General features: G+C 37.2%; 20 protein-coding genes, 10 tRNA genes and 1 rRNA gene. 26 read left to right on the forward strand and 5 right to left on the reverse strand.

The features are described 5' to 3' along the window. The first annotated feature begins 30 nt into the window (after window positions 1-30). The 13 genes from BM012_RS21320 (at window position 31) to BM012_RS21380 (ending at window position 10,717) form a co-directional block, all read left to right on the forward strand. Complete coding sequence (locus BM012_RS21320; protein ID WP_061802740.1) at window positions 31-1,038, forward strand: LolA family protein; 1,008 nt, start codon at window positions 31-33, stop codon at window positions 1,036-1,038. Between the two features lie 195 nt (window positions 1,039-1,233). After that, entirely contained in the window at window positions 1,234-2,391 is a 1,158-nt protein-coding gene (gene alr / locus BM012_RS21325; protein WP_061802741.1) for an alanine racemase, read from the forward strand. 269 nt (window positions 2,392-2,660) lie between these two features. Continuing rightward, the gene (locus BM012_RS21330) at window positions 2,661-2,942 is read left to right on the forward strand and encodes a ribbon-helix-helix domain-containing protein (protein ID WP_019395219.1); all 282 of its coding nucleotides are present in this window, start codon (window positions 2,661-2,663) and stop codon (window positions 2,940-2,942) included. A 5-nt stretch (window positions 2,943-2,947) separates the two neighbouring features. Next, window positions 2,948-3,298, forward strand: coding sequence for a type II toxin-antitoxin system PemK/MazF family toxin (locus BM012_RS21335; protein ID WP_019395220.1), 351 nt, complete (start codon window positions 2,948-2,950; stop codon window positions 3,296-3,298). A 292-nt stretch (window positions 3,299-3,590) separates the two neighbouring features. Beyond that, the gene (locus BM012_RS21340; RefSeq protein WP_061802742.1) at window positions 3,591-4,424 is read left to right on the forward strand and encodes an STAS domain-containing protein; all 834 of its coding nucleotides are present in this window, start codon (window positions 3,591-3,593) and stop codon (window positions 4,422-4,424) included. A 2-nt stretch (window positions 4,425-4,426) separates the two neighbouring features. Beyond that, window positions 4,427-4,783 (forward strand): STAS domain-containing protein, encoded by a 357-nt coding sequence (locus BM012_RS21345; protein ID WP_019395222.1) that lies wholly within the window; start codon window positions 4,427-4,429, stop codon window positions 4,781-4,783. 2 nt (window positions 4,784-4,785) lie between these two features. After that, window positions 4,786-5,187 carry an anti-sigma regulatory factor gene (locus tag BM012_RS21350; protein ID WP_061802743.1) on the forward strand — a complete coding sequence of 134 codons (402 nt, stop codon included), beginning with the start codon at window positions 4,786-4,788 and terminating at the stop codon, window positions 5,185-5,187. 11 nt (window positions 5,188-5,198) lie between these two features. Further along, complete coding sequence (locus tag BM012_RS21355; protein ID WP_061802744.1) at window positions 5,199-6,209, forward strand: PP2C family protein-serine/threonine phosphatase; 1,011 nt, start codon at window positions 5,199-5,201, stop codon at window positions 6,207-6,209. A 57-nt stretch (window positions 6,210-6,266) separates the two neighbouring features. After that, on the forward strand, window positions 6,267-6,599 hold the full coding sequence (locus BM012_RS21360; protein ID WP_019395225.1) for an STAS domain-containing protein: 333 nt from the start codon (window positions 6,267-6,269) through the stop codon (window positions 6,597-6,599). Further along, on the forward strand, window positions 6,596-7,078 hold the full coding sequence (rsbW, locus tag BM012_RS21365) for an anti-sigma B factor RsbW (protein ID WP_061802745.1): 483 nt from the start codon (window positions 6,596-6,598) through the stop codon (window positions 7,076-7,078). The genes BM012_RS21360 and rsbW overlap by 4 nt, the downstream gene beginning before the upstream one ends. Further along, window positions 7,044-7,841 (forward strand): RNA polymerase sigma factor SigB, encoded by a 798-nt coding sequence (sigB, locus tag BM012_RS21370; protein ID WP_061802746.1) that lies wholly within the window; start codon window positions 7,044-7,046, stop codon window positions 7,839-7,841. Before rsbW ends, sigB begins: the two co-directional genes overlap by 35 nt. Next, window positions 7,838-8,437, forward strand: coding sequence for a PP2C family serine/threonine-protein phosphatase (locus tag BM012_RS21375; RefSeq protein WP_061802747.1), 600 nt, complete (start codon window positions 7,838-7,840; stop codon window positions 8,435-8,437). Before sigB ends, BM012_RS21375 begins: the two co-directional genes overlap by 4 nt. Window positions 8,438-8,551: 114 nt before the next feature. Then, window positions 8,552-10,717, forward strand: coding sequence for a Tex family protein (locus tag BM012_RS21380; RefSeq protein ID WP_061802748.1), 2,166 nt, complete (start codon window positions 8,552-8,554; stop codon window positions 10,715-10,717). Window positions 10,718-10,731: 14 nt separating this feature from the next. Here the strand turns inward: BM012_RS21380 and cmpA are convergent, their stop codons facing one another. Next, on the reverse strand, window positions 10,732-10,845 hold the full coding sequence (gene cmpA, locus BM012_RS26190; RefSeq protein WP_087944394.1) for a cortex morphogenetic protein CmpA: 114 nt from the start codon (window positions 10,843-10,845) through the stop codon (window positions 10,732-10,734). 88 nt (window positions 10,846-10,933) lie between these two features. On the opposite strand from cmpA, the gene BM012_RS21385 reads away from it, so the two are divergent. From BM012_RS21385 to BM012_RS21420, 8 genes are all read left to right on the forward strand, one after another. Beyond that, window positions 10,934-11,398 (forward strand): SprT family protein, encoded by a 465-nt coding sequence (locus tag BM012_RS21385; RefSeq protein ID WP_061802749.1) that lies wholly within the window; start codon window positions 10,934-10,936, stop codon window positions 11,396-11,398. Window positions 11,399-11,515: 117 nt separating this feature from the next. Beyond that, window positions 11,516-11,590, forward strand: a tRNA-Asn gene (locus BM012_RS21390). Window positions 11,591-11,593: 3 nt separating this feature from the next. Beyond that, window positions 11,594-11,684 (forward strand) — tRNA-Ser (locus BM012_RS21395). Between the two features lie 12 nt (window positions 11,685-11,696). After that, a tRNA-Glu gene (locus tag BM012_RS21400) sits at window positions 11,697-11,768 on the forward strand. 74 nt (window positions 11,769-11,842) lie between these two features. Further along, window positions 11,843-11,917, forward strand: a tRNA-Gln gene (locus BM012_RS21405). A gap of 2 nt (window positions 11,918-11,919) precedes the next feature. Beyond that, window positions 11,920-11,995, forward strand: a tRNA-Lys gene (locus BM012_RS21410). Between the two features lie 18 nt (window positions 11,996-12,013). Then, window positions 12,014-12,096 (forward strand) — tRNA-Leu (locus BM012_RS21415). A gap of 17 nt (window positions 12,097-12,113) precedes the next feature. Beyond that, a tRNA-Leu gene (locus BM012_RS21420) sits at window positions 12,114-12,197 on the forward strand. 36 nt (window positions 12,198-12,233) lie between these two features. Here the strand turns inward: BM012_RS21420 and BM012_RS26960 are convergent. After that, window positions 12,234-12,383, reverse strand: a complete 150-nt coding sequence (locus BM012_RS26960) for a VOC family protein (protein WP_235606107.1) — start codon at window positions 12,381-12,383, stop codon at window positions 12,234-12,236. Between the two features lie 152 nt (window positions 12,384-12,535). Then, the gene (locus BM012_RS26565) at window positions 12,536-12,694 is read right to left on the reverse strand and encodes a hypothetical protein (protein ID WP_161939277.1); all 159 of its coding nucleotides are present in this window, start codon (window positions 12,692-12,694) and stop codon (window positions 12,536-12,538) included. Between the two features lie 419 nt (window positions 12,695-13,113). Here BM012_RS26565 and BM012_RS21425 point away from each other — a divergent pair, with 419 nt between their 5' ends. Next, window positions 13,114-14,154 (forward strand): acyltransferase family protein, encoded by a 1,041-nt coding sequence (locus BM012_RS21425; RefSeq protein WP_061802750.1) that lies wholly within the window; start codon window positions 13,114-13,116, stop codon window positions 14,152-14,154. Window positions 14,155-14,195: 41 nt separating this feature from the next. On the opposite strand, the gene BM012_RS21430 is transcribed toward BM012_RS21425, so the two are convergent. Both BM012_RS21430 and BM012_RS21435 read right to left on the reverse strand, forming a co-directional pair. Beyond that, complete coding sequence (locus tag BM012_RS21430) at window positions 14,196-14,654, reverse strand: hypothetical protein (protein WP_061802751.1); 459 nt, start codon at window positions 14,652-14,654, stop codon at window positions 14,196-14,198. Between the two features lie 26 nt (window positions 14,655-14,680). Further along, window positions 14,681-15,247 (reverse strand): non-oxidative hydroxyarylic acid decarboxylases subunit B, encoded by a 567-nt coding sequence (locus tag BM012_RS21435; RefSeq protein WP_061802752.1) that lies wholly within the window; start codon window positions 15,245-15,247, stop codon window positions 14,681-14,683. A gap of 449 nt (window positions 15,248-15,696) precedes the next feature. On the opposite strand from BM012_RS21435, the gene BM012_RS21440 reads away from it, so the two are divergent. The 4 genes from BM012_RS21440 to BM012_RS21455 all read left to right on the forward strand — a co-directional run. Next, window positions 15,697-15,773, forward strand: a tRNA-Arg gene (locus tag BM012_RS21440). 22 nt (window positions 15,774-15,795) lie between these two features. Next, window positions 15,796-15,872, forward strand: a tRNA-Pro gene (locus BM012_RS21445). A gap of 21 nt (window positions 15,873-15,893) precedes the next feature. Continuing rightward, a tRNA-Gly gene (locus tag BM012_RS21450) sits at window positions 15,894-15,967 on the forward strand. A gap of 119 nt (window positions 15,968-16,086) precedes the next feature. Continuing rightward, window positions 16,087-16,286 (forward strand): 16S ribosomal RNA (locus BM012_RS21455); the annotation flags it as partial.

The raw sequence follows: 16,286 nt of genomic DNA on the forward strand, positions 1-16,286 counted from the left end.
AAATCTTGCAAAAGAATAAGGGGTGTAGGAATGAAAAGATGGATTGTTAAAGCCATTGTCTTTTTAAGTGTTTTATTTGTACTAGCAGCTTGTGGAGATAAAAGTGCAGATGATGTAAAAAAAGATTTGAATGAAAAGATGGAAAAGTCAACAGGTTATAAAGCAACAGCTGAGATGATGTTAAATACAGGAGAAAAACCACAGAAATATGATGTGGAGATTTGGCATAGCAAACCAGATTATTACAGGGTAGAGCTTAAAAATGCCAAAAAAGATCAATCTCAGATGATTTTGCGTAATAATGAAGGAGTTTTTGTACTAACCCCTGCGCTTAATAAAAGCTTTAAATTTCAAAGCGGTTGGCCACAAAATAGCAGCCAAGCATACCTTTATGAGTCGTTAATTAAAGACATTAAAGGAGACGATGAAGCGAAATTTCAAGTAGCTAAAGACGGTTATATCTTTACAACAAAAACCAACTATCAGCACCAGTCTGTTCTTCCAAAGCAAAAAATTATTTTAGATAAAAAAGAGCTTACCCCTAAAAAAGTGGAAATTATGGATACGGACAATGAGCCTATTATTACGGTTGACTTTAAGAAAGTAGAGATGAATGTTAAGTTTGATAAAGATGCATTTGATACTAAGCGGAATATGACGGCTAAAAAGTCAGATGTGCCCACAATGACAAGTGAAGAAGAGCCTTTTTCAGTTAAGTATCCTTCATATACACCTGAAGGTACAGAGCAAGAAGAAGAAAAAACGGTTAAAACAATGGATGGAAAACGTGTTGTGCTCACATATGGTGGTGAGAAGTCCTTTACTGTAATTCAGGAGCAGGCAACAGTTGCGGAAGCCTCTACTACAACTCCTGTGAATGGAGACGTTGTTGACCTAGGTTTCTCAATTGGAGCTCTTTCAAAACAAAGTATTCAATGGACATCAGATGGAGTGGAATACATTATTGCGTCTGATGATCTTTCTCCAGAGGAATTTATGATGGTTGCAAGCTCAATGGAAAAAGAACAAGGAAAATAAAAAAAGGAAGTTCGTTCTCTAAAAAGAGAACGAACTTCCTTTTTTAGATAAACTTTTACGAACCCTAGTTTATTTTTGTATAATAAAAGCACGATAAATGCATGAATTGTTTTTGATAAGAATAAATGTAAACAAACCGTGCAATTGTAGTATAGTGGCTTCTACAAGCCATAGTTCTTAAAGGAAGTGACACCAGTGAATTCGTTTTACCGCAACACATGGGCTGAAATTGATTTAGAAGCTGTTTCTCATAACGTAAATTGCTTAAAAGAATGGCTGCCAAAGGGGAAACAGATTATGGCTGTTGTAAAAGCAAACGGATATGGGCACGGTGATATTGAAGTAGCGAAAGAAGCAATTCAAGCAGGAGCTACGTTTTTAGGAGTAGCATTGCTTGATGAAGGAATTAAACTAAGAGCAAATGGGATTAAAGTTCCGATTTTAGTATTAGGAGACGTGCCTCCTTCATATGTTGATATTGCAGCAGAGTATGATATCTCACTTACCCTTCATAATGAAAGTTGGTTACGTGAAGCATCAAAGTATGATCTAAAGAAGCCTCTTTCTCTTCATATGAAAATTGATACAGGCATGAATCGTATTGGGTTTAAAGAGAAAGACGTAATGGAGCGTGTTGTCTCAAAAGTTAAGCAATCTTCTCATTTTGTGCTCGAGGGAATTTTTACACATTTTGCAACAGCAGATGAGCTTCATAGTGAGTATTACGAAGAGCAAAATAAGTGTTTCGTTGAAACTGTGTACTATCTGAAATCAAAAGGGGTTTGTCCTCCTAACGTTCACTGTGCAAACAGTGCTTCGACTTTACGTTTACCACATGATTGTTTTACCATGGTGCGCTTCGGGATTTCAATGTACGGTTTAAGCCCGTCACCTGAAATGAAGAAAGTATTGCCATTTACATTAAAGCCAGTTCTGTCTCTCTATACTTCTTTGACACATGTTAAGAGCCTAGAAGAGGGTGAAAGCATCAGTTATGGAGCGACATATACAACAAAGAAAGAAGAATGGATTGGAACTGTGCCAATTGGTTATGCAGACGGTTGGCTTCGAGGTCTTCAAGGTTTTACAGCATTGATGAACGGAGAGGAAGTGCAAAATGTTGGGCGCATTTGTATGGATCAACTTATGTTTAGACTTCCAAGAGATGCAGCAGTCGGGACAAAAGTCACGTTAATAGGTCATGATGGCGGGAAGTCCATTAGCGCAGATGATATCGCAAGCTATCTTAATACAATTAACTATGAAGTTACTTGTATGATTAGCGATCGCGTTCCTCGAGTATATAAGAGAGCAGATAAAGTTGTAAAAGTTATAAATAATGTGCTAGCTTAGAGTAGCAAGGCGTGATTTTTTACAATTTCATGCATAAAATAATAGTATTGATGACGATAATAGTTGAAGAAATGACAGAATTCGCTTTGCATAAAACTGTATAGATGGTATGATGAAAAAAGATAAAAATAATTTATATTTAATATCTTACTCGTCTGTAAGAGGAAACAAGTAGTGCCTTAATTAGGTTCTACTGTTTACAATGTGCTCTCATAATAAAAAAATAACTATTCTTATTTGTTTTGTACTGATGGTGGAGGTGTATGTTGGTGTCTGAAGCGAGCGCAACGATGGAGCTTTTAGTTCGTTTACCACAACATTTAGTATCTGAACTAGATGCTATCGCGAAGCAAGAAAACAGTAACCGAAATGATTTGATTAATCAAGCTGTAAAGAAGTTCGTTGATGAGAAAAGAAATAGTAGCATCCGCAATAATATGCGACGGGGTTATATGGAAATGGCGAAAATTAACCTAAATATTGCGTCTGAAGCTTTCTTGGCTGAACATGAAGCGGACAACACAGTCGAACGTCTTGTAAGTGGAGGATAAAACGGTTGGTAGTAAAACGTGGCGACGTTTATTTCGCTGATTTATCTCCCGTTGTTGGTTCTGAACAAGGAGGGGTTCGACCTGTCCTTGTTATTCAAAACAACATTGGTAACCGTTTTAGTCCCACGGTTATTGTCGCAGCCATTACCGCTCAAATTCAAAAGGCAAAGCTACCTACGCATGTAGAAATTAATGCTAAGAAATACGGGTTTGAACGAGACTCCGTTATTCTGTTAGAGCAGGTTCGAACAATTGATAAGCAGCGTTTAACAGACAAGATTACGCATCTTGATGAAGAAATGATGAGTAAAGTCGATAAAGCGTTACAAATTAGCCTTGGGCTTATTGATTTTTAGACTTGTAAATAATGGAATTAATATTATCTTTATGTATCATTTTTTAGGTTATAAGAAGAAAAATTAAGCGAAGCGATCGCACACAACTACCAGATTAACAGCAATGATGAGGGTACTCCATCCTTTATATAGGAAAGTACCCTTATTCTTGACTGGAAAAACTAAATACACGTATGATTAAAAGTAGGGGATTTTTCACTCCTGCTTTTTTTCATTACTGTTATAATAGAAGAGACAGTTTAAAAATAATATTTTGTTATATAGATATGTGTACTGTATTAAGGAGGACAAGATGGAACGGAGTATTCAACAATATATAATTGAACATAGACAAGAAATCGCAAAAGGTTGGCTTGATACGATGAAGGATGTATCAGCAGAACCTCTTACAAATGTAGTCTCTGAGAACGTTTATGTTAGCATGAACTCTGAATTTCTTGATATTATCTTTAGTCACCAAACAGAGTCACCTGAGCACTTTAGAACAAAGTTAGAAGAGTTCATTGAGCGTGTTGTAAAACTCGGATGGCCACTCACATATTTGACGCGAGCCATTCGTTTGCTTCGTAAAGTAATCCTAGAGTTGCTTATGGAAGATGAGTTCGCACGTGATGATAACTATGTGCCCATGGAAACTGTACAAGAATTAGAGCTTTGGGTAGAACCTATCTATCATGAGTTAGAAGACATCTACGCGACATCTTGGGAAAACACAATTAATCTCCAAAAAGTGGCTCTTCAAGAACTATCAGCACCGCTTATTCCAATCTTTGATAACATCACAGTGATGCCTCTTGTAGGAACGATTGACACGGAACGGGCAAGCATTATTATGGAAAATCTTTTAGAGGGTGTTGTAAAACATCGGTCAGAAGTTGTGCTTATTGACATAACAGGAGTTCCTGTTGTTGATACAATGGTGGCACATCATATTATCCAAGCTTCGGAAGCAGTACGACTAGTTGGGGCTAAATGTCTTATTGTCGGTATTCGTCCTGAAATTGCCCAAACAATTGTTAATCTTGGCATTCGTTTGGATCAAGTTATTACGAAAAACTCTCTAAGAGTAGGCGTTGAACGCGCCCTTGAAATCACAAACAGACAAATTATAAGTATGGAGGAATAGCTATGCGGATTCCTATATTGAAGCTATATGACTACTTATTAGTTTCCATTCAGTGGGAGCTTGACGATCAAACCGCAATCCAATTTCAAGAAGATCTATTAAATAAAATTCACCAAACAGGTGCAAAAGGAGTCGTAATTGACTTAACATCAATCGATATGATTGATTCATTTATAGCAAAAGTGTTAGGTGATGTTGTTAACATGTCCGGACTGATGGGAGCAAAAGTCGTCTTAACTGGCATTCAGCCAGCAGTAGCCATTACTCTTATTGAACTTGGGATTGGATTAAGCGATGTATGGACAGCCTTAGATTTGGAAAAAGGACTTGAGAAGCTCCAGTATGAATTGGGGGAATAACAATGGAATTCCAATCCTGCGTCAAAATTGTTACGGAGTGGGATATTGTGGCTGCCCGTCAATTAGGTCGCAATGTCTCTAAAGAGTTAGGGTTCGGAACGGTCGACCAAGCTCGGATTACAACCGCAATCTCTGAACTAGCTCGGAATATATATTTATATACAGATAAAGGCCAAATATGCATCGAGAAGATATTTGAAAGAGGAAAATCGGGCCTTTTAATCATAGCAAAAGACCAAGGTCCGGGAATTGCGGACATACGAAAAGTAATGGAAGACGGTTATACAACTTCAGGGGGATTAGGAGCTGGTCTTCCTGGTGTAAAAAGGCTCGTTGATCAATTTGATATTAATTCAGTTGTTGATGAAGGAACAGAAATTCGAGCAGTTAAGTGGCTCCGGTAAGGGGGAGGAGAATGGATTTTCAAAATGAAATGAAGGCACTATACCGGGACATACTGAGCAGCTATTTGCAAACGCCAAATGAAACGGTGTTGTATGAAGGGCAAAAGCTAAGCCGTAAGTCTCTTGAGAATAATATCTCCCCTGAAGATATTGTTAGTATCCATAAAGAAGTGATTGAAGAAATTCATCAAGATATTCCAAAAGAAGTTCTTCAATCACTAGATTTTCTACTTGAAATGATGATTAGCTATGGACTCGCGCTAGGTGAACATCAAATGCTCAAGAGCAAGCAAATTGAGCTGAACTCTGAAATTGAGATCGCCTCAAATGTTCAACAAAATTTGCTTGGTACAGCAGTGCCTTCCTTAAAGTCGCTAGATATTGGTGCTATTAGTATTCCCGCTAAAAAGATGAGCGGGGATTATTATCATTTTGTACAAGACGAGAATGATCGTATTAGCATTGCTGTTGCTGATGTTATTGGGAAAGGTATTCCAGCTGCAATGTGTATGTCAATGATCAAATATGCCATGGATAGTTTACCTGAATCAAGGAAGACTCCTGACTATGTATTGGAGAATTTAAACAATGTAGTAGAACAAAATGTTGATCCAAGCATGTTTATTACCATGTTTTTCGGTATCTATGACTCTGCTGACGGAAGTTTCTGCTACTCCTCAGCAGGTCATGAGCCAGGATTCTATTACAATGCGAAAGAAGACAAATTTTCAGATATAGACGGTAAAGGCCTTGTCCTAGGGGTTGATCGACATCGTAAATACAAACAGTATGAAAAGCATCTTGAGATAGGGGATCTTGTTGTTCTGTTAACAGATGGAGTAACAGAATGTCGAACAGAAGAAGGGTTTATTGAGCGAGAACAAATTATTGATCTTATTCGGAAGTATATGCATCTTCCGGCTCAAGAAGTTGTACACTCTATTTACAAGGAATTGGAAAAATTACAAGATTTCCAACTTCGTGATGATTTTACCCTTATTATTTTAAAAAGATTGGTTTAACTTATTAAAATAAGGGTAACTAAATTGATAGCAGTATAATTGAAGGAGGTAAATCCTGTGAACTTATCAATAGATGTACAAATGAAGGATGAAAAACATTACATCACCTTAGCTGGTGAAATTGACGCATATACAGCGCCAGAATTAAAAAACAAATTTATGGAATTAGCACAGTTGTCAGAACCATACATTGTTGTGGATTTGACAAATGTTTCTTATATGGATAGTACAGGTTTGGGCGTATTTATTGCGCTACTAAAAGCAATTAAGAGTAGCGAAGGTAAATTGAAATTTGTTGGTGTATCAGAACGAATTAAACGTTTGTTTGACATCACGGGTCTAACGGAAATTTTAAATGTAAATTCTCACGTAGAGGGTGGCGTAAAATGAAACAACCATATGATATCGTAGAGATGAAAATCCCTGCTAAACCAGATTATGTGGCCATTGCTCGTTTAACGTTATCGGGAATTGCTAACAGAATGGGCTTTTCCTATGACGATATTGAAGATATGAAAATTGCGATTAGTGAAGCATGTACGAACGCTGTACAGCATGCCTATAAAGAAGAAATTGGGGAAATTACAGTTGCTTTTGGTCTTTACGAAGAATATTTAGAGATCGTTGTAGCTGATAAAGGTGAATCATTTGATTACGGTGACTTGCAAAAAGAAGCAGGTCCATATGAAACATCTCAAGATGTTGATGAATTACCAGAAGGTGGTCTTGGCTTATATTTGATCGATACTCTTATGGACCAAACAAAAATCACTCATAATAAAGGTCTTACTTTAATGATGGCGAAGAACTTACAAAGAGAGCAGGTGGAGAGTGATGGCAGCACAATCTCAACCTACGAAGCTAAGTAAAGAAGAAGTTATCCAGCTTATTGATCAATATCAAAAAAATAACGATGAAGATGCTCAAGATAGACTTGTTATTCAATATAAAGGTCTTGTAGAATCCATTGCCAGAAGATATTCAAAAGGTGGCAACATTCATGAAGATATTTCTCAAGTTGGGATGCTTGGGTTATTAGGAGCTATTCGTCGATTTGACCCAAGCTATGAGCGCAGTTTTGAATCATTTGCAGTCCCGACTATCGTTGGAGAAATTAAAAGATTTCTTCGTGATAAAACATGGAGTGTACATGTTCCGCGTCGGATTAAGGAGCTTGGTCCGCGTATTAAAGCGACAGTTGAAGAGCTTACGACAAAACTTCAGCGATCACCTAAAGTACATGAGATTGCTGAACATCTTGAAGTATCTGAAGAGGAAGTACTTGAAACAATGGAGATGGGCCAAAGTTATCAAGCACTTTCTGTTGATCACTCCATTGAAGCAGATTCAGATGGAAGTACAGTAACAATTCTAGATTTAGTGGGGCAAAGAGAAAACGGATATGAGACTGTTGATCAACGGTTAGTATTAGAGAGAGTACTCCATGTTTTAACAGAGCGCGAGCGAGAAATCATTCAGTGTACTTTTATGGAAAACTTAAGTCAAAAAGATACAGGAGAGAAGTTAGGTATTTCTCAAATGCATGTATCAAGACTTCAGCGAAGAGCGTTAGAAAAACTGCGTAATGCAGTTAGGACGGATGCTGAAAAAGTGGAGAATTCATTTCAATGATGAACGAATCCATTCCGCAAGTAAAAGTAGAAACATATCAGGTTTCTAAAAATGGAAGTCATTACTGCGGAGATAGCTATTTCATAGCAGACACAGAGGATTACTTCCTCTGTGTTGTAGCAGATGGTCTTGGAAGCGGAGAGTACGCTATGTATGCAGCTGTTGCTGTTAAAGAAGCTGCTGAACGCTTCCAAAACCAAGAAGTAGAAGAGATTATGTCACAGTGCAACAACGCTCTAAAAAGTACACGAGGCGCAGCTGTTTCAGTTTTGAAGATTTACAAAAAGAAACTGCAATTTATATATAGTGGAGTAGGCAATATTCGTTTTTATCTATATTCGCCTGATGGAAATCTAACATATCCCATCCCAGTAAATGGCTTTCTTTCTGGAAAACCTCAGCCCTTTAAAACAGGTACGTTTTCTTATCAGCTAGGAAGTCACTTTTTAATTCATACAGATGGCATTTCAATCAGTGGAATTAAAAATATCTTTTCGCGTTCAAGATCGCTTTCTGATATTTCTTCCTATATGCAAATGAGTATTCCTCCTTCAAATGATGACGCAACATATGTTTTAGGTTGTGTTGGTCACTAAAAGAATAAAGTGCAGCAACAGATTATCAGGGGGTAATCTGTTTTTTTTTGTTTCTTTTGTAAGGGAGGAAGAAATTGCTATAATAAAGAAAGGTCCAGCGAAGGAGGAACGCGTATGTCATTAACAAAAGAACAGCAGTTGAAGCAAATTGAAGCTTCATTACATATACCTTTAAAAAAGATTAAAAGCGTAATTGAACTCACTGAAGAAGGAAATACAGTACCATTTATTGCCCGCTATCGAAAGGAAATGACAGGGGCTCTTGATGAAGTTGAAATACAGTCTGTGCTAGATCGATGGACATACCTTCAAAATCTTGAGAACCGAAAAGAAGAAGTTTTAAGACTTATTGAAGAACAAGGGAAATTATCAGATGACCTTAAAAAGCAAATTGAAAAAGCTTTAAAGCTTCAGGAAGTAGAAGATTTATATAGACCATATAAGCAAAAAAGAAGAACGAAAGCAACAATTGCTAAAGAGCGGGGACTACAGCCACTTGCTGACTGGTTGCTAACATTCTCAACAAAAGAAGAAGTCGAGAACTATGCACAAAAGTTTATCTCTCAAGATAAAGAAGTACGTACAATAGAAGAAGCCCTAGAAGGAGCAGAAGATATTATTGCTGAAGAAATTTCAGATCATCCTAAGTACCGAGAATGGATTCGTGTGCAAACTCGAAAAGAAGGTAAAATCGCATCAGCTAAGAAAAAGGACGCAATAGATGAAAAAGAAGTTTACAGCATGTATTACGAATATGAAGAGAACATTAATAGAATTGTACCTCACAGAGTATTGGCGTTGAATCGAGGAGAAAGTGAAAATGTGCTTCGTATTTCAATGGGTTTTCCAGAAGATCGTATTATTCAATATTTAGAGCGCGAAATTATTAAAAATGTTCATGCTCCTTCTGTTTCTTATGTAAAAAAAGCAATTGCAGATGGATTCAAACGCCTTTTAGCTCCTTCTATTGAAAGAGAAATCCGAAGTGAACTTACAGAAGTAGGAGAGAACCAGGCTATCAAAATTTTCTCTGAGAACTTGCGTAATTTACTTTTACAGCCTCCTCTTAAAGGGAAAATGGTGCTAGGAGTAGATCCTGCATATCGAACGGGTTGTAAGCTAGCTGTTGTAGATGAAACAGGTAAAACATTAGAAATTGATGTAATCTATCCTCACCCGCCAAAAGCTAAGAAGCAAGAAGCATATGACAAAGTTGTTGAACTGCTACAAAAATATAATGTTGAAGTAGTAGCAATTGGGAATGGAACAGCTTCACGGGAGACCGAACAGTTTATTGCTGATTTGCTAAAAGATATGAAACGAAATATTTTTTATCTTATTGTCAATGAAGCAGGAGCAAGTGTTTATTCAGCCTCTGCGCTGGCACGTGAAGAGTTTCCAACTCTTCAAGTTGAGGAGCGAAGCGCAATTTCGATTGCTCGCCGTTTGCAAGATCCATTAGCAGAGCTTGTTAAGATTGATCCAAAATCCGTTGGAGTTGGTCAATATCAGCATGATGTGTCTCAAAAAAAATTAAACGAGTCATTAAAATTTGTTGTTGAAACGGTTGTAAACCAAGTTGGTGTAAATTTAAATACAGCTTCATCTTCTCTTTTACAATATGTGGCGGGGCTTAACAAAACAGTGGCAAACAATATTGTGCAATATAGAGAAGAAGAGGGGAAACTTACAAATCGTAGCCAGCTCAAGAAGGTTCCTCGATTAGGCACCAAAACATATGAGCAGTGCGTTGGTTTCTTGCGTATTCTAGATGGAAAGCAGCCTCTTGATAGAACAGGGATTCATCCTGAGAATTATGAGGCAACTAAAAAATTATTACAAATGATAGGGATGACAACTAAAGATCTTGGGAGCCCTTTGTTAGCCGAAAAAATAAAGGAACTAAGCAAAGAGGAAGCCTTGCAAGAACTGGAAATTGGAGAATTAACTTTAAATGATATTATTGACTCTCTTCAAAGACCAGAGCGTGACCCACGGGATGAATTACCAAAGCCTCTTCTCAAACAAGATATTCTAAAGCTAGAAGATTTAACACAAGGGATGGAGCTTGAAGGCACAGTAAGAAATGTTGTGGACTTTGGCGCATTTGTAGATATCGGGGTAAAGCAAGATGGTCTTGTGCATATTTCAAAGCTAAGAAATTCATATGTCAAGCACCCATTAGACGTTGTCGCTGTTGGTGATCTAGTAACAGTATGGGTGGAAAGTGTTGATGCTTCAAAAGGACGTATTGCTTTGTCTATGATTGCACCTTCTTAAAACAAGGGGCACTGCTAAGAGCAGTGCTTCTTTTGATAAAAGAACCAACACTGATTCAATAGTTTAATTTGATAACGATCTTTCGTATAATAAGCACGCTGCATTTGATTGATTAGCCATGAAGGCATATTGCCACGTCCTTTCTGTTTAAAAGGGAAGTAATAGTAAGTATATGCGCCTAGGGCTAGTCACGTGCTTATGAAAGGAGATGGAGTAATGAATAATGACAGTTTGCAAGAGCTAGTAGAAAAAGTCTCTATAGAATCCTTTGACAGAGCATTTGAACATCAGGCATATTTCAACAAACGACTTCGGACAACAGGTGGCCGCTATATGCTTAATACACATCATATTGAAGTGAATTTTAAGTATTATGAAGCGTTTGGAGAAGAAGAGCTTATTGGGATTATTAAACATGAGCTATGTCATTATCATCTTCATCTTACAGGCAAAGGATATAAGCATGGAGACCAAGAATTCAAAGCGTTGCTAAAACAAGTTGGAGCTCCAAGGTATTGTAGCTCACTTTCTTCTATTCAACAGAAAAACAAGAATGTTTTTTACCGTTGTAAAGATTGCAATTATCTCTATGAAAGAAAGCGTAAAGTAGATATTACAAAATACAGGTGTGGAAGATGCAAAGGTAGCCTTCTTCTTCTTGAAAAAGGTATTGACTCTTAAAATAAACTATGCTAAATTTATGGAGTCGCTATTTCTAGGATAAACTTTTAGTTTGTAAGAAAGATGTTGACAAGCTAAGTTAGCTGGTATATAATAAATAGCGTCTCATCTTAATATTCCACAGTAGCTCAGTGGTAGAGCTATCGGCTGTTAACCGATCGGTCGTAGGTTCGAGTCCTACCTGTGGAGCCAAACGGGGAAGTACTCAAGTGGCTGAAGAGGCGCCCCTGCTAAGGGTGTAGGTCGCGCAAGCGGCGCGAGGGTTCAAATCCCTCCTTCTCCGCCATATTTCTTATATGGCCCGTTGGTCAAGCGGTTAAGACACCGCCCTTTCACGGCGGTAACACGGGTTCGAATCCCGTACGGGTCACTTTTATAATATTTGATGTCGATCATTCACCTTTTGAAGAAGTAAAGGTCATCTCATCAAGTTATATCATCTTTTGGGCTATAGCCAAGCGGTAAGGCAACGGACTTTGACTCCGTCATGCGTTGGTTCGAATCCAGCTAGCCCAGCCATTGAGCCATTAGCTCAGTTGGTAGAGCATCTGACTTTTAATCAGAGGGTCGAAGGTTCGAGTCCTTCATGGCTCACCATTTAAGAAAGTTTAATATGCGGGTGTGGCGGAATTGGCAGACGCGCTAGACTTAGGATCTAGTGTCTTTATGACGTGGGGGTTCAAGTCCCTTCACCCGCATTCATTTTTCAACACTCGCGGTCGTGGCGGAATGGCAGACGCGCTAGGTTGAGGGCCTAGTGGGTGTATAACCCGTGGAGGTTCAAGTCCTCTCGGCCGCATCAAAAATACCAAAGGTTTAAACCTTTGGTATTTTTTTATGGTCTTTTTTGTTTAACAAATTGTGAAACTTCAATTAGATTTTGATCAAGATCCCTAATATATACAAATGTAAGGGCTCCAAGAGTTCCTGTTCTTGTTCTTGTTACAGGAACTTCTTTTATATTTTTCTCCGTAACAAAACCCACAGCTTTCCTCACAGCTTAAAATGTTTCTTCCTGTATTCCTAACACATTTATATAAAACCCTACTGTTTTTTCGATATTGTTTACAATTGAAATAAGATGGTGAAGATTCTTTATCAAAATCATTTATCTCTACTTCATGCTAGAGTATAAGCTTATGTGCTTAACCGTGAAGAGGTAGAGAGAGGAGCTCCATTGTATTGAATAGTTGCAAAAACTTGAATGTCATCTGCTGCATAAGGGAGAACAGAAGCTGTTGTGGTGAAAATACCACTATCATTTGTTAATAAAGAATCAGAATCAAAGTTAATCAAGTCGGAGGACTCCCCTAACGCTACTCTCACATTTTTTTAGGGGATTTTATTGTAAGAAACTCTGCCGACAATTTTTAATTGTGTATCTTCTGTCTCAGAAATTTGTAGAGTAATATCAGGAAATTCACTTACAATCTGCACCGGATCTTACCTCCACATCTGCACGTTTTTTGGTCATGATCGTCACTTCCTTAAAAATTACTATAAAATAAAGGAGGTAAACCTCTTTATCTTTCTATGGAGAAAAGAGGTAGAGTGCTACAGTAGAGATAAGAGAAACTAAAGCTAATTTGAAGAGCTCTTTCTAAATATGGAGTTGTTAAAATTTGCACAATCTAAGAATAAAGCCTCTTTCTGTAATTAACTATAATATGGTAAATTTCTGTGGAGTTGAAAACGATACAGGAGGAGATGTGAAAATGCAAGTAAAAGAGATATTTTTTATTAGATGCATTTCGTGTTTAAGTGTTGTTATGATTCATGTGTTAGGAATTACAATGGATAGTACATCATCTATGTTAATGACGTTATTAATGTTTAGTACCCCAGCATTCATCTTTATTTCTGAGTTTTTACTTTCCTACTCATATCCAAATGGGACACCAAAAGGTTTTTTACTAAAGAGAATACAGTTTATTTTTTTGCCATTCCTTTTTGTAGCCTTTGTTGATGCTGTTATGATGTCTAGTTTAGGTGATAATACGACACTACTATCATTTCTACAAAGAATAAGTGCTAATATCTTTCTTGGTAATTTTATCGGGTACTTCATCCTCATCATCTTCCAATTTTACTTATTGCATATTTTCTTTCATCAAATACTACAGCGGATTTCTGCTAAGTTTGTTCTTTCTATAGCGTTTCTTATTAATGGAGGATACCTTACTTTTGTAACGTTCATAGATATTCCTTCCTTTGGACCTAATCCAATCTTTCCGATTTCTTGGATTCCTTTCGTAGGATGGGTTTTCTATTTTTGTCTTGCCTACTATTGTGGACAAAACTATAAGGGATTTATTTCTTTATTAGATCAATACCGTTATATCGTGTATGGTCTTGTAGCCTTATCAGCTTTTATGATTTTAAATAATACGTATTTTGGTTTCTTTGAAGTATCATCAAAAAGGCCTGATATTCTTCTATACACAACAAGTATAATCTTTTTATTTTTCCATCTGTTCTCAAAAGTCTCAAAAGTACCGTCTATTATCATGACAATTAGTAATTACTCTTTCTCCATTTATTTATTTCATGTGTATTTCTTAGGGATAGGGCTTACGATTTTAAATAGTTTTACAGAAGTACAAAGTTCGCTAAGCCTTATGATTATTTATAGCTTTTCAATTGTTGGCCCCATGATGCTATCCTGGATTTTTAACCATTTTAAATATGGATATATGTTTGTTGGAAAAATCTATAAACCAAAACAGCGTCAACGACGTAATACAGTCTCTATGTAGCTATAAAAAAGAGCCGCTTATTTGAAATAAACGGCTCTTTTTTATCTTGATATTTCGTTGATTGTCTCTTCCCATCGTTGGATGACTTCTTCTGGATTATTTAAATTTATTTGTACTCCAGAAGTAATAGAAGCATATTTAGCTCTATCTTCACGTATGTTTTCAACTTTTCCAATAAAGCGTTCTCGTTTGTACTTAGTGAGATGGAGTAGCGGAAGCTGTTTGAGGGAGAGTTTAATATAGTAGGCTTTTCCTTGAAAGAAAAAAACAAGAGTTGCTTTCTTTGAACGCATGATGTTCTTTGTTGTAGTCGTTTCTGGCCAAAGTCCAAGGTAAACTTCCTGTGCATTTTTTGCTACAATTTCACCAACGCTAATCATTGCTGTATGTGGCCAGTTCTCTTCATCTATTGTGAGGAGCATGAATGCTTCATGTTGTTTATTATCAAGGTTTTTTCCGTTTAATAATTCTAAGAATTCTAATGTCAATTCCCTCTTCATAAGTAGAAACCTCCATTCTCAAAGGGTTAGTTGTTTTTAATTCCTTCCCATCTCTTAGCAGCGGAAAGACAAATATTAAACTGGTCAAGAGCTCTAAATACGATATGGTTAATAATATCATCAATGCTTTGAGGGTGATTATAGAAAGCAGGCATTGGAGGGAATATAATGGTTCCCATACGTGATAACGCTAGCATATTTTCAAGGTGAATATCATTTAGTGGCGTTTCACGAGTCATTAACAGTAATTTTTTTCGTTCTTTTAATATTACATCTGCTGCTCGCGTCACAAGATTATCTGCTAGGCCCATTCGGATGGAGGCTAAAGATTTCATACTGCAAGGAGCAATGATCATTCCATCAACTTGAAAAGAGCCACTCGATATTTTAGCACCTAAGTCTTTTGGGGAATACGTATAGTCTGCAAGTGCTTCAACTTCTTTTGTAGTATAAGTAGTCTCTACATGAACTGTAGCTGAAGCCCACTGGGACATAACAAGATGTGTTTCAATGTCTGTATTTTTTAAAAGCTCAAGAAGGCGTATGCCAAAGATTGCCCCTGTTGCTCCTGTTATACCAATAATTAATTTCATGTTCTGACTCCTTTCTTTACATGATAACGTGGTATAAAATAATTATACAGTTCTCCTAGTTCTATTAAAAATATCTATAAAATGTATATATAATACCAGCAGAGTATATTAAAGTTTCAAGCAGCCTTCTTTCTAGTAGAAGGGAGGGTGATTTAAAATACAATATTTTTTTAAAATACTTTCAGAAAGTGTTGACACATAAAAGAAGAGTTGGTATTATTAATGACGTTGCTTCTTTAAAAAGCTTTCCGGAAAACGAAAGGAAACAATTTAAAGAAGAAACAAACTAAAAATACTTTTTAAAAAAAGTATTGACATAATGAAATGGTTTTGGTAAGATAATTAATGTCGCTTCTGAGGAAGTGATATGAAATAATCAAAACAACAAAAAAGTTGTTGACAGCAAAACCGAAAGATGATAAGATGATTAAGTCGCTTATTTAAGAAATGCGCCCGTAGCTCAATTGGATAGAGCGTCTGACTACGGATCAGAAGGTTATGGGTTCGACTCCTATCGGGCGCGCCAATTACAAAATAAAGTCATCTGACGGGAAGTAGCTCAGCTTGGTAGAGCACATGGTTTGGGACCATGGGGTCGCAGGTTCGAATCCTGTCTTCCCGACCAGGAGCAACTTCAAAAAAAGATGCGGGTGTAGTTTAGTGGTAAAACCTCAGCCTTCCAAGCTGATGTCGTGAGTTCGATTCTCATCACCCGCTCCAATTATATTGACCTTTGAAAACTGAACAAAATACGTCAACGTTAATTCTATTTTATTTTTAAAACAACGTTTCTTATTAGAAACAAAAAGCTATGGGCATCGAAAGATGAAACCAAACTTTCTATGGAGAGTTTGATCCTGGCTCAGGACGAACGCTGGCGGCGTGCCTAATACATGCAAGTCGAGCGGAGTTTTGAAAAGCTTGCTTTTCAAAACTTAGCGGCGGACGGGTGAGTAACACGTGGGCAACCTGCCCTTGAGACGGGGATAACTCCGGGAAACCGGAGCTAATACCGGATAACACATATCTTCGCATGAGG

Origin of the sequence: Priestia endophytica DSM 13796 (genome assembly GCF_900115845.1) — a bacterium.
Classification (GTDB): domain Bacteria; phylum Bacillota; class Bacilli; order Bacillales; family Bacillaceae_H; genus Bacillus_I; species Bacillus_I endophytica.